This window comes from Amphibacillus cookii (genome assembly GCF_016908375.1).
GTDB lineage: Bacteria > Bacillota > Bacilli > Bacillales > Amphibacillaceae > Amphibacillus_C > Amphibacillus_C cookii.
On record NZ_JAFBDS010000013.1, the window covers coordinates 1 to 13,302 of the forward strand.

The 13,302-nt window shown below is 35.5% G+C and carries 14 protein-coding genes and 1 rRNA gene; 9 read left to right on the forward strand and 6 right to left on the reverse strand.

From position 1 onward, the window contains the following. The first annotated feature begins 12 nt into the window (after positions 1-12). Positions 13-126 (forward strand): 5S ribosomal RNA (gene rrf / locus JOE23_RS15965). Between the two features lie 516 nt (positions 127-642). Here the strand turns inward: rrf and JOE23_RS15970 are convergent. The 4 genes from JOE23_RS15970 to JOE23_RS15985 all read right to left on the reverse strand — a co-directional run bounded on the left by JOE23_RS15970 (position 643) and on the right by JOE23_RS15985 (position 4,061). Beyond that, positions 643-1,356: a hypothetical protein gene (locus JOE23_RS15970; RefSeq protein ID WP_204440008.1), complete on the reverse strand. Its 714-nt coding sequence runs from the start codon at positions 1,354-1,356 to the stop codon at positions 643-645. Next, positions 1,353-2,210 (reverse strand): ABC transporter ATP-binding protein, encoded by an 858-nt coding sequence (locus JOE23_RS15975; RefSeq protein WP_204440010.1) that lies wholly within the window; start codon positions 2,208-2,210, stop codon positions 1,353-1,355. The genes JOE23_RS15970 and JOE23_RS15975 overlap by 4 nt, the downstream gene beginning before the upstream one ends. Then, a complete protein-coding gene (locus JOE23_RS15980; protein ID WP_204440012.1) occupies positions 2,200-2,574 on the reverse strand; it encodes a GntR family transcriptional regulator in 375 nt (124 codons plus the stop codon). Before JOE23_RS15980 ends, JOE23_RS15975 begins: the two co-directional genes overlap by 11 nt. Positions 2,575-2,804: 230 nt before the next feature. Continuing rightward, positions 2,805-4,061 carry an aminoacetone oxidase family FAD-binding enzyme gene (locus tag JOE23_RS15985; RefSeq protein WP_204440014.1) on the reverse strand — a complete coding sequence of 419 codons (1,257 nt, stop codon included), beginning with the start codon at positions 4,059-4,061 and terminating at the stop codon, positions 2,805-2,807. Between the two features lie 243 nt (positions 4,062-4,304). Between JOE23_RS15985 and JOE23_RS15990 the strand changes: the two genes are divergently transcribed. Further along, positions 4,305-5,936 carry a putative polysaccharide biosynthesis protein gene (locus tag JOE23_RS15990; protein WP_204440016.1) on the forward strand — a complete coding sequence of 544 codons (1,632 nt, stop codon included), beginning with the start codon at positions 4,305-4,307 and terminating at the stop codon, positions 5,934-5,936. Between the two features lie 10 nt (positions 5,937-5,946). Continuing rightward, a complete protein-coding gene (locus JOE23_RS15995) occupies positions 5,947-6,660 on the forward strand; it encodes a pseudouridine synthase (RefSeq protein WP_204440019.1) in 714 nt (237 codons plus the stop codon). A 62-nt stretch (positions 6,661-6,722) separates the two neighbouring features. Here JOE23_RS15995 and JOE23_RS16000 read toward each other — a convergent pair whose 3' ends face one another. Beyond that, positions 6,723-6,941 (reverse strand): HTH domain-containing protein, encoded by a 219-nt coding sequence (locus tag JOE23_RS16000; protein WP_204440022.1) that lies wholly within the window; start codon positions 6,939-6,941, stop codon positions 6,723-6,725. A 157-nt stretch (positions 6,942-7,098) separates the two neighbouring features. Between JOE23_RS16000 and thpR the strand changes: the two genes are divergently transcribed. From thpR to trmB, 4 genes are all read left to right on the forward strand, one after another. Next, complete coding sequence (thpR, locus tag JOE23_RS16005) at positions 7,099-7,674, forward strand: RNA 2',3'-cyclic phosphodiesterase (RefSeq protein ID WP_204440024.1); 576 nt, start codon at positions 7,099-7,101, stop codon at positions 7,672-7,674. 10 nt (positions 7,675-7,684) lie between these two features. Continuing rightward, positions 7,685-8,587, forward strand: coding sequence for an NERD domain-containing protein (locus tag JOE23_RS16010; RefSeq protein ID WP_204440027.1), 903 nt, complete (start codon positions 7,685-7,687; stop codon positions 8,585-8,587). A gap of 365 nt (positions 8,588-8,952) precedes the next feature. After that, entirely contained in the window at positions 8,953-9,744 is a 792-nt protein-coding gene (locus tag JOE23_RS16015; RefSeq protein WP_239585478.1) for a phosphotransferase, read from the forward strand. A 19-nt stretch (positions 9,745-9,763) separates the two neighbouring features. Then, positions 9,764-10,408 (forward strand): tRNA (guanosine(46)-N7)-methyltransferase TrmB, encoded by a 645-nt coding sequence (gene trmB, locus JOE23_RS16020; protein ID WP_204440031.1) that lies wholly within the window; start codon positions 9,764-9,766, stop codon positions 10,406-10,408. Positions 10,409-10,461: 53 nt separating this feature from the next. On the opposite strand, the gene JOE23_RS16025 is transcribed toward trmB, so the two are convergent. After that, positions 10,462-10,782 carry a PepSY domain-containing protein gene (locus JOE23_RS16025; protein ID WP_204440033.1) on the reverse strand — a complete coding sequence of 107 codons (321 nt, stop codon included), beginning with the start codon at positions 10,780-10,782 and terminating at the stop codon, positions 10,462-10,464. Positions 10,783-11,077: 295 nt separating this feature from the next. Here JOE23_RS16025 and JOE23_RS16030 point away from each other — a divergent pair, with 295 nt between their 5' ends. Both JOE23_RS16030 and JOE23_RS16035 read left to right on the forward strand, forming a co-directional pair. After that, positions 11,078-12,085, forward strand: a complete 1,008-nt coding sequence (locus JOE23_RS16030; RefSeq protein WP_204440035.1) for a permease — start codon at positions 11,078-11,080, stop codon at positions 12,083-12,085. Positions 12,086-12,200: 115 nt separating this feature from the next. After that, entirely contained in the window at positions 12,201-13,103 is a 903-nt protein-coding gene (locus JOE23_RS16035; protein ID WP_204440038.1) for a TIGR03943 family putative permease subunit, read from the forward strand. Positions 13,104-13,302 lie beyond the last annotated feature (199 nt).

The following is a 13,302-nucleotide window of genomic DNA, read 5'->3' on the forward strand; positions in this document are numbered from 1 at the left end:
ACGATGCGTAGGCCTAGTGACAATAGCGAAGAGGTCACACCTGTTCCCATGCCGAACACAGCCGTTAAGCTCTTCAGCGCCGATGGTAGTTGGGGTTCCCCCTGCAAGAGTAGGACGTCGCTAAGCATAAACGTAAAAAACTCAAGATTATTAGTCTTGAGTTTTTTATTTTGGTTATATCCTGAGGGCTGCAGGGTTATCCTTAGTTAATTGGGTCTCACGTTAGGCTTTTTGAGTAGGCTCGATCGTTCATCCGAGTAAATCGAGTGTATTTCCATCTTCCTTGAAATTGATAAAAAACTGCATCTCCAACTATTAGATTTATATCTAATTGAGATGCAGCTCATAAACTGGTGATTTTCATCTAGAGAGACATTTAATCGTCCGTAAAATACCTACCTCAAAAATAGAAAACAGAGGTCAATCTATTGAGATAGGTGATAACTGACGCTAATGTCTTGATTCACTCAACGAGCCATCAGTGGGTGGATAAGATCGTAGACTAAAACCGCACGTCCTGTGGCAACGTCTGCATGACCTACATCCCGTAGTCCCACGTCTACATGACCTATGTCTCACTGATGGAAGTTTTGTTTTATTTGATTAACTATTCTTGATAAGAACTTAAATAGAATTGATTAGTTAACTTTTATGTGATATTTGATCTACTATACTTGCCTTTTGAACAGTTACTCCAAATAATAACACGACAGCAGCAATTAGAGGAAGAAATGCAAAAGGTGTATAATCATAATGGAAGATCCCAAAATACGGCATGAGTTCTCCAACTTTATTTGCTATAGGACGAATAAATAGACTTAATGGTAAAATAATAATCATTAACATACCATATTTCATACCAAACCGAAACAGTATGGCACCGATTAGTATAAATAATATAAACAGCGTAAAATGAAGCAACCACTCAAAAATCAAGATATCAAAGGGGCTTACATCTGTAAGTTCACCCATATTTAATCCGGTAAATGTAAAATTTTCAATTTTGAAAATATCTATAATCCAATTAATGAAGTGTAAGAATATAAAATTTAGAGAGATCATCATTGTCGTTAATAAAACTGAAAAAATGACTGTAGATGCAATAAAAAATTTTCTTGATACCCCAAATTTTACAATGTAAGGAAAAACATCTTTAAAGAAAATCAACCCGAAAATTGCCATAAAAATAGTACTAGGCAACGCATTAACTCCCATAAATTCAACAGAACCATCAGTCATAATCGCTAATCCTATAAATAGCGCAATAAAACCCAGATAAATTAACCAAAAATGGATAATCGTTTTAAAAGAAAATTTATAAAAATAATAGAGACAATTTTTAATTTGATTATTCAATGTTTTGCAACCTCCTCTTTTGTCAAGTAAACAAATAAATCTTGTAAACTGGCTTTTGAATAATGAAGATTCGTCTGATCTTCTTTAGGCTCATCGTAAACAACCGCAGTCATCTTACCTAAAATTTCAGATTTATGAATCACGTTTTTTTCTTTTATAAATAATTCAACCTCTTGTTTTGGACCCGAAACAATATCATGCTTATTAGCTAGATCTTCAACGGTTTCATGAAGGAGTAGCTCTCCTTCGTGTAAGATGGCAACCTCTTCAAATAATTGACTCACTTCATCAATTAAATGCGTTGATAAAATGATTAACCTCGGGTCGTCTTGATAGGATGCTAATAGAAGATCGTAAAAAGTTGATCGAAATGATGCATCAAGGCCAATATAGGGTTCATCAAATACAGTGATTGGGCAATGGCTAGCAAGGCCAACAATAATTCCAACTGCTGACAGCATCCCCTTGGATAAGGCATTGATTTTACTTTTTCTTTTTAAGTTGAAAATGTCTAATAAATGATCAGCTTCTTCCTGATTCCAGTTCGGGTAAAAAGCAGAGGAAAGCTTTAATACGTCATCAATTTTAAATTTTTCATAAAAATTATAGTTTTCCTGAATTAAACAAATGTTCTTAGTTGTCGGGTAGTGATTAAATGGGACTTGGTCATCTACCGTTAGTTCACCTTTAGTTTGCTGAAAATGACCTGCTAATAGTCGCATAAAAGTTGTTTTACCGGCTCCATTTTTTCCGAGTAAACCAATAATCTTTGCCCCCTCAAACGTAACGGTAAGGTTCTTCAGTGCTTGCTCTTTCTTATATTTTTTGTTCAAATGCTTTGCTTCAATCTTCATCAGTAAAGCCCTCCTCAATCCAGTTGTATAATTGCGCTTTGTTTAAATGAATGCGTCTCGCTTCACTTATTAAAGGCTTCATATAGTGATCATAAAAACTATCTTGCCTTTTTTCTAAGATAATTTGCTTTGCTTGGTCTGTGACAAACATACCTACACCTCGCTTTTTAAAAAGGATGCCCTGATCCACCAATAAATTAATGCCTTTAGCTGCAGTTGCAGGATTGATTTGATAAAAATTGGCAAATTCATTGGTAGATGGGACTTGATCATGAGCATTTCGCTGTCCTTCGACAATACTTGTTTCAATTACCTCAGCTATCTGGAGAAAGATAGGTTGATCATCTTTTAATTGATTTGTCAAAACTTCACCACCTAACTGGTTAATTACTCATGTAACTAACCTACACTATATTTAATTATTATGCAAGTATATTTTTAATGAAAATCGCTTTTAGTAAATGTATTAGCTTATTATAAGTAGCATTTTATCAACTAACAATCAGTAGGAGAAGAACGACAACACCCACTGATTGAAGGTTCATTTCATCTTTTCTTAATATATAAAAAATAGATACTGCATTCATGCAGTATCTATAAACTCGTCCATGCGGCGTTTTGCCCAGCTAATCTGCCAGTAACAAGAGCGGCGGTAATATTGTAACCACCTGTATAACCATGGATATCTAAAATTTCTCCACAAAAGAATAGTCTTTCCATTAATTTAGAAGCTAATGTAGTTGGAAACACTTCTTTTATTGAGACGCCTCCACCTGTTACAAAGGCTTTATCGATGGGCAAACTACCATGAATTAAAAGTTCAAAACTTTTTAGATCATCAGCAAATTTACGCAGTTTTTCCCGGGAAATATTAGCAGCATTTAAATCTTGATCAAACTGATTCTGGCTGAATAGAAAAAGTAAGTAGCGTTCTGGAACAAGTCCTTTCAAAACATTTTTAATTGCTTTCTTTGGCGCTTGATCGATCAGTTCGATAAGCTGCTGATAAAGTTGCTCAGGATTTTGATCAGGTAAGGCGTCAATGGATAAACTGACTTGTTTTTGCCCAGCACGTAACAACTTAACGACATATTGTGAGCAGCGTAAGACAGCAGGCCCTGACACACCAAAGTGAGTAAATAACATGTCCATTCGATGGGTAACAAGCGGTTTATGATGTTGATCTTTAACAGTTAGCGCAACATCTCTTAATGCTAGTCCTTGTAAAGTTCTATCGCTGATAAAAGTTTGTTTAGACAACAAGGGCACTTCAGTTGGATACAAATCAGTGATCGTATGTCCGGCTTTTTCTGCCCAAGGATAGCCATCCCCATTTGAACCGGTGTGTGGAACGGCTTTGCCACCGACAGCAATCACGATACTTTTCGTCGTCAAAGTTTGATTATTTGGCAATAAGATGGTATGTTCGTCTCTGCCATAATTAATGTCTTGAACAGCTGTGTTTAGCTTAACCTCAACATTTAATTCGGACAATTTATTAAGTAGGGCATGGACAACATCTTTAGCTGAATTACTGACTGGGAACATGCGCCCATGATCTTCTTCTTTTAATTTAACCCCTAATTCTTCAAAGAAAGTAATAATGTCTTCATTATCAAAAACAGAAAAAGCACTGTATAAAAATCGACCATTTCCAGGGATGTGTTTAATGATTTCATCTTTCGGTAGCCTACTTGTTACATTGCAACGGCCACCTCCAGAAATTTCGAGCTTTTTACCTAGTTTTTTTCCTTTTTCTATTAAAATTGTTCTGGCACCTTGCTCGGCAGCAGCAATTGCAGCCATTAAACCAGAAGGGCCACCCCCAATTATTGCTACGTCATAAGTCACAATCTCATCCTTTCACTTGTTTTTCTTCTTGTTAAAGTATACTATAATGAAGTGATTTTTGCTTCATCTTCATACCTATTGATAAAATATGATAGAATGAATAGAGCAAAAGTTAGAGCGCTTTTGAGATAAAAGATCGCACATCTACAAAATGGGTGCATTTTCTCGTTTTAAATCATGTATTTGCTATAAATCGACTGAATTTGAGCGTTCTAAAGATTAATAAGGAATTAAGGTGAAGATATGTCGAAAAATTCGATTGTACGCGGAACCGTCTTATTGACGTCTGCTACATTTATCTCTAAATTTTTAGGAATGATCTATACCATCCCTTTTGAAAGTTTAGTAGGTGCTACTGGAGGGACTTTGTATGGCTTAGCTTACGGCCCCTATACTATTTTTATTAGTTTATCCACCATTGGCATTCCACTTGCGGTATCCAAATTTGTTGCTAAATATAATTCAATGGGGGACTATCAAACAAGTTATCGTATGTATCGTTTAGCATTACGAATTATGTTTATAACTGGTTTGGTGACCTTCGCGATTTTATTTGGGGGTGCCAATGCGTTGGCAAGCATCTATATTCCGGATAATTCGGAAGGCATAGCTGTTGAAGATGTTGCTATGGTGATTAGGATGATTAGTTTTGCTTTAATTATTATTCCACCAATGAGTATTACACGGGGATTCTTTCAAGGCTATCAATCGATGGGGCCAACTGCCGTTTCACAAGTGATTGAGCAATTTGTTCGAATAGGATTTTTGTTGGTTGCTGTATATGCCGTTATAGACATCTTTGGTGGGACGATTACAACGGCTGTAGGTTTTGCTACCTTTTCAGCTTTTATCGGTGCAATTGCCTCTGCAATCGTGTTGTTTTGGTATTGGAAAAAGCGTAAGCGTCACATCAATCTCTACATTCAACAACAAACAGTCGATCGAACGAATATTTCATCGCGCACTCTATTTAAGGAGTTATTTAGTTATGCTGGACCATTTGTATTTATTGGATTGGCGATTCCTTTGTATCAACAAATTGATGCAATTACCTTTTCAAGGACACTGATTAACATGGGGGAGGCCCAGGCAGTTATTGATCATGCCTTTTCAAATATTAATTTGTATGGTCATAAGTTAATTATGATTCCAATTACATTGGCTACGGGTACATCGTTAGCAACGTTGCCAACACTAACCAAATCCTTTGTTGATCGCAATAAGCCCTTACTTTTTCAACAAATTAATCAGTCTTTACAGCTTATTGTGCTATTTATTTTACCGGCAGTTGTTGGAATGTCTATTCTTTCACATGAAATTTGGGGTGCTTTCTATGGTGTCAATGATTTTATTGATTTAAATGGTTATTTGTTAGGATGGTATGCACCTGTCGCTTTATTTTTTGCTTTGTTTACCGTGACCTCTTCAATTTTACAGGCAATAAGTCAGCAACGCTTTGCCATTTACAGTTTATTTATTGGTCTTGTGCTAAAAAGCATTCTTAATATTCCATTTCTGCAATGGTTTGGTCCACAAGGTGCTGTAATAGCGACATGGATAGCTGCTTTTATTACGGTGGCGGCAAATTTATGGAAAATAAAACAAGCCATTTCATTTTCATTGCGTCAGTTTCTAAAGCGCTCCATGCTAATGGGAATTTTCACTATCTTTATGGCACTTGCAGTAGCGTTTGTTAGATATTTATTGCGCTTTGTAGTGACATATCAAGATGGACGCTTAGCTAATGTTATTATTCTAGCGATTACGGTTACAATCGGAGCATTCGTTTATTTATGGTTTAGTTACCACTCAACCTTATTAGAGCGTGTTGCGGGTGGACGTGTGCGTATACTGGACCGAATTATGAAAAGATAGGATGATCAAAATGCGTTTAGATAAATTATTAGCTAATACAGGCTTTGGTAGCCGGAAAGAAGTTAAAAAATTATTAAAGTTAGGTCAAATCACGGTTAATGATGAGCTTGTAAAAGAACCACAAAAGAAAATTAATTTACAGGAAGATAGGGTTTGTGTTAATCATGAACAAGTACACTATGAAGAATTTGTCTACTTTATCCTTAATAAGCCCGCTGGTGTCGTAAGTGCAACGGAAGACTCAAGGGATCGAACTGTCATTGATTTGTTAGCTGATGAAGATAGACTCACTGATCCTTTTCCTGTTGGGCGTTTGGACAAAGATACGGAAGGGTTACTTTTAATAACGAATGATGGTAAATTAGCGCATCGTTTATTGTCACCTAAAAAAAATGTAGGAAAAACATATTATGCAAAAATTGAGGGTAATGTTACTGTAGAAGATCAAGCTGTTTTTCAAAAAGGTGTGATACTTGACGACGGCTATCAAACAAAGGAAGCCCAATTAACGATTTTACAAAGTGGTCCAATATCGGAGATTGAACTGACGATTTTCGAGGGGAAATATCACCAAGTGAAGCGAATGTTTGAAGCTGTTCATAAACGTGTGATTTACTTGAAGCGAATAGCCATGGGAGAGTGGTTGCTAGATCCGAAATTGAAATTAGGAGAATATCGCCGTCTAACCGAGGCTGAAATTGCATATTTGAAAGCGTTAAATTAAAAACAGACAAAAAAATAAGCTGACTAAGAACTAACGTCAGCATGGTACTAAGTTTGGCGACGTTACGAGATCTTCACTTTCTTTTTCGTAATGTCCCATTTCCCTCTAGTAGGGCTCCTCACCAGGCCGTTATATGTTAATACGTTTAAATCCCGTTGAACCGTTCGATCAGTTATATCGAACTCTTCAGCAATTTCTGTCGTTGTAACTGGACCGTTTTCTCTAATGAATAAATAGACAGCCTTTACGCGAGTAAGCATCCGGGTTGTTGATTGACTCAAAAAACCACTCCTTAATGAAAGCATTAGTTTTGTGGTGTTGCTGAATCTCTTAAAGACATTTTACACCTTTTGATTATAAAATGCTAGTTTTCAATATGAAGTTTTACATTTTCTTAAATAAAGCCGATATAGAGAATAACTGAAAGAAGATGATCAAATGGAAGAACAAATATCCAAACATTATTTTCTAGCTTTAGAGCTAAGTGCTGAATTGAAAAAATGGCTTAAACAAAAACAAAGTATGTTACAATCAATCATTGGAGAAAAGACATATAAAACGTGGACTGATCAAGCTGATTTTCACATTACATTAGCTTTTTTTGGTGAACTAACTGATGTTGAAAAAACAACACTGGTTCATAAAATTAGCCAGATCTCTCAATTAAAGTCGTTTGTTATTAAAATTGGAGACATCGGCTATTTCGGTCATGGTAATCAGCCACGCGTGTTATGGATGCGTGCAGCCAAAAATCAAGATATCACGCGATTGTTAAAACAAATTCACCAGCAAATGGAGTCGTTAAATCTTCCGATCGATCAGCGTGTCTTTTGTCCTCATATCACGCTAGCTAAAAAGGCAACTCATAAATGGTTAACTGATGATGGTTGGAGTGAACTTGCTGCTAACTTTGTAGATAGCTTTCAAGAAAGAATCTCTACTATGGTATTATATAGAGTACAAATGCAACATATACCGAGATACCAATGTGTTGAGCGTTTTAAATTAGAATGAGGTGTGAATAATGGGACAATTAATTAAACTGGAAAATTATATATCGCGGTATCAGCGTGATATTCTCCATTATCCAAGACAGTTTATTAGGCTAAAACAAGATAATTGGAAAAGATTACTTGACCTATGGCATAACCAACCGAACATAAACCGTATTGAAGCGCCATTGGAGGAAAAAAATCAGACAGCTATATTTGATAAAATTATGGGGATGTTTAACAAAAGGGAAGTTATAGAAGAACAACCTATTGATTCCTTGCCCCCGCAAAATGAGGAGCAGCTGAAACAATATTTTTTAGATTCTTTATATCATTTTCAATTGAATTGGTCCTCAACGACTTTACATGAGATGTCGTTTTTAGATCGAAGTTATCAAGAAGATTTAACTTTAAAATATTTTTTGCAACGGTTTCCTGATAGTTTTTTGTTTATGTATCAACCTGTATTTAAATTGAAAAATGCAACTGTTGATGCTGATATTATTATGATTACACCTTTTGAAGTTAACATTATAAAGCTCGTTGAATATCCTTCTAGCCGTACGGTGATCGCAGGTGATGATCGGACGTGGTTTATTGAAGAAAATCATGTACGTTCAAAAATGTTAAGTCCAATGTTATCTGTTAAACGGTCAGATAAAATTGTAAAAAGTATTCTTAACCATCAGGGATTAGATATACCTATTCATAAAATTATTTTATCACGAACAAATATTATAGACTTTGATCTTGAACCGTTTCAAACAACTTATGTAGATAAGGAAGCACATGAAGAATGGTTACAAAAGCAACGTGCTTATACCTCACCATTAAAGCATCAGCAACTAAAAGTTGCGGACGCTTTACTCGCTTATTCTGATACAGTAGCTGTCAATCGTCCTGAATGGGAACAAGTAGAAGACGATGAATTTTAACACAGATAACTGTCTGTAAACCGCCCACTTCAACATACAGAGCATCCTGATTCACTCAACTAACAATCAGTGGGTGGGTAAGATCGTAGACTAAATCCGCCACGTCCTTAAGAGGGATTACAGACTAAGTTCGCTACGTCCTGTAGCCTTCCGCCCACTAATTGAAGTTTCGTTTTATTCGAAATAAAATTTATACTTGATCTTTGTACCGTTTATGCGTTAATCTTTAATTAAGATAAAAAATTATAGTGGTGAATTTTCGCTATTTTTACTATTTTATTGGTCTGTAGTTATCTATTTTTGTCAGTGAATAGCTTATTAGCAAGAATAAAATGGAACGGAAAGGGGGATGCTTTGTGCAACATATGCTAGGAGATGAATGGACGATTGAATCAGCTGGTGGTTCTACTGGCGAAGCTTATTACGCTCAATCAGAACATAAACGGTTATTTTTAAAACGGAATTCTTCGCCATTCTTAGCTGTGCTATCTGCACAAGGCATTGTACCTAAGTTAGTCTGGACTAAAAGGTTAGAAAACGGTGATGTTATTACGGCGCAAGAGTGGTTGGATGGTAAGGAATTAAATCCCGAAGTTATTCAACACCCTAAAGTTGCTGAACTATTGGGACGTATCCACCATTCAGCAGAGTTGCTAGATATGTTAACCCGGATGGGGAAAAACCCGCTTAACCCTGTTATGCTGTTTCAAGATTTAAAGCAGATGATTCAATATAAATATAAACATATATATCCAACAGTTATTCACCAAAGTTTGCAGTTTATGGAGAAACATTTAGTTTCTGTCACTGGCATTAAGCCCGTTGTTTGTCATTGTGATCTTAATCATAACAATTGGTTAATAACAGATGAAGGAAAGTTGTACTTAATTGATTGGGATAATGCCGAAATAGGTGATCCTGCCATTGATTTAGGCATGCTATTCAATCATTATATTCCTGAAGCTGAGTGGGAGAATTGGTTAGCGAATTATGGTTTGACAAGTACAGATTCACTTTATTTAAGGATGCATTGGTACATGTTATACGAACTGATGATTGACTTGTATCATTTAAATCCAATGAAGCCAGTAGAAGAGAAGTTAAAAAAATTGAAAAACACACTTCAACGTGCTAACCAATTTTGTCATATGAAATGAACATGAAGGAGTAATGAATGTGCGCGCAAGACATAAGCCATGGGCAGATGATTATTTAAAAGAACAAACGTCTTATGTTGAATTAAACCCTACGTTGCATAAGGGTAAATGGCAGTCAAGGTTTAATGGAAATCAACCGATTCATTTAGAAATTGGTGCTGGAAAGGGTCAGTTTATTACGGGGATGGCAAAACAATCCCCTAACGTTAACTTTATTGCTATTGAAGTCGTGAAAAGTATTATAGTCAGTGCTGTTCAAAAAGTCGTTGAACAAGAATCTGACAATATTAAATTGATTAACTTTGATGCAAAAGATTTACGTGATATTTTTTCTGAAGATGAAGTAGACTGTATTTATTTAAATTTTTCTGATCCATGGCCAAAGAATAAACATGAGAAGAGACGTTTAACGTATGCTGCATTTTTAGAACAGTATCAACATGTTTTAAAACCTGGTGGCGAATTGGTTTTAAAGACCGATAATAAAGGGTTGTTTGAATATAGTTTGGTTAGTTTTTCTAAATTTGGTTTAATTTTAAAAGAAGTAACGTTAGACCTTCATGCACTTAATGAGCCGACAAATATCATGACAGAATATGAAGAGAAATTTGCAGCAAAGGGGCAACCGATTTATCGTTGCCGAGTAAAATTTCCTAATGAATAAAGAAAAGAGGATTCGTTTGCGAATCCTCTTTTCTTTATTCATTAATGATTGGGTTATAGAACATTACTGGTTTGTTCAGTAGAAATAATAGAGCCTGTGTTTGCATCAACGTAAAATTCATATTGGATGTTATGATCATTAATGGTTCGCGTGATGCCCCCGCGATATACTTTATATGTTAAACCGTGTAAGTCCATATCTTCGGTTTTCATGTATATCCAAGAACCGCTAACTGCCCCTTGTTTTTTGAACTGTTCTTTAGCGTGTTTTAACGCTTGTTCAGGTCGAATCGGCATTTGCTCTAGTTGTGATTTAATGGTATAACCCAACGCAACACCTATCCCTAGAACAGCTAATGTCTTCTTCAAACGCATTTATCTCACCCCAATTTTTTATATTATGGCTAGTATACCTTATTTTATATAAATTAGAAAATAGTATCAACCTATTCTCAGTTCTCTTCTATAGAATAATGAGGTTATAGGTGATCTGATAGGCTTTATTTTTTCTATTGATTCACTAACACACATAGTGAATTTTTCAAATGTTCTTTTGTGGTAATCATACGTCGTCGAATATTGATCTGAATCATTTTATTCTGCTGTTCTATATAGATGTGCTAGATTCATAAGCTATAAAGGAAAGTACGATGAAATAGGTGGGATTTTAATGTTGAATAAATTAAGAGGGGCCGTTATAGACTTTACAGGCCTATTTTTGTTTGGATTAGCGATGTGTTTATTTTCATATAAAGAGACAATCCAGCTCATGTTTCAATTACCCGCATCAATTTACAAAATGAATACTATTTTCTTTAGCATTTTAATCGAGGCATTCCCCTTTGTTTTGCTAGGTGTCATTATTTCAGGCTTGATTCAAATATTTATTACAGAAGATCATATTAAACGATGGATTCCTAAGAATAAATATTTGGCGATAACGATGGGGTGCTTACTAGGTGCAGTATTTCCAGGTTGTGAATGTGGAATTGTTCCTATTATTCGCCGCTTATTAAATAAGGGTGTCCCAATTTATGCTGCGACAGGATTTATGTTGACTGGACCACTCATTAACCCTTTAGTTATAATCTCTACTTACATTGCGTTTGGTAATGACTTAAAGATCGCGTTCTTACGGATGGGCCTGGGTTTTATAATTGCCCTGATTATAGCAATAGTAATGAGTTTATCTATTAAAATGAAGCCATTAAGATCTTCAACTCATAAGAAAATCAAACGTGACCATCATGACTTTAAAGCTTCATTATTAACTAAGATAAGTGGTGCAATGATTCATGCAACAGATGAGTTTTTTTATATGGTTAAATATTTAATTTTAGGCATTTTATTTGCCGCCTTTGTACAAACTTATATTTCTTATGAAACCCTATTTTCTCTTGGTGAAGGTGAAGCTGTCGCCACGGGTCTAATGATGGTATTGGCTTATTTGTTATCTGTATGTTCAGAAGCGGATGCATTTATTGCCGCTTCATTTAGCAATCTATTTCCTATCTCAGCCTTATTAGGCTTTTTAATTTATGGACCGATGATTGATTTGAAAAATACGCTAATGTTACTAAGTGTATTTAAGACCAAATTTGTTGCTGTCTTTTTTGTTGTGGTAACCGTTATTGTTTTTAGTGTCGTTTTACTGTTTCAAGGTTTTTATCACAGATAACCGTCCGTAAACCGCCCGCCTCAACATACAGAGCAGTGGTCAAGCTAATTATCCGATCGGTAGCGGACGTTAATGTCCTGATTCACTCAACTATCAATTAGAGGGAGGTTATCATATGAGATTTTCTTTTATACATGCTTTTCGGGCAATGATTTTGTTGCTATTTGTTTTGCTAGTGGGAGACTTATATTATAGTGGTGAACTATTTATGTTGATTAATCCAGATTATCAAAACCTAAATGGATTAGCGGTTTTTATACTTATTATACTCTTCCTTGTGCAGTTACAAAGGGTTTGGTTTCAAAGCGAAGTTTGCGGTCATGCTTGTGAACATGATCATGCGCATGATCAAGGGACCTTTAATATCAAGACGTGCCTGGCTTACTTGATCATTGTTTTTCCGATTTTTACGGGCTTTATTTTACCTTTCACTACCTTGGATGCATCAACTGCTGCAAATCGAGGGGTAATGTTATCATTAACAAGTCATGCTTTAAGTGCACAAAATGCAGAACCATTCTACTATCCAAATGCAACCATGGACGACAATCACCAATACGACACACCAGAAGATATAAATCTATACAGTAATATGGTAACAAAAGATGAATATGAAAATGCATTAGCTCAGTTAGTTGAACAAGATCCAATTATTATGACAGACCAAGACTATTCTATCTATTATGAAGCAATCAATAAAGACATGGAGAACTTTTCCGGTAAAAAGATAACACTGAATGGCTTTGTGTATAAAAACCCATCCCTTGATTACAATCAAGTAGTTATAGGAAGGTTCTTAATTACGCATTGTATAGCGGATGCAAGTTATATTGGATTTCTAGCTGAGCTTAACCAAGCACCTCAATGGTCAGAGGATGCATGGGTGGCAGTCACAGGAGTAATTAAAATAACAGAGTATGAAGGTGTGAAATTACCAATGATACAGGTGGAAGAGTGGGAGGTTATCAATGAACCAGATCAGCCTTATCTGTACCCTATGCATATTACCATTCGCTAATAACTTTGTTTGAAAAACTTTAAAAGATAAGACAAATTATGACTAACCATTTTAATAAATAGTCAAAAAGGACAGGCTAGTCTAATATAAAATGCAAACATCAGCTGATATACGGTCATTATACGCGTTTTTTAAACTACACATAGCATTCATGTATCAGTAACTGGAAATAAACGCATATCTTCGATACAATAATAAT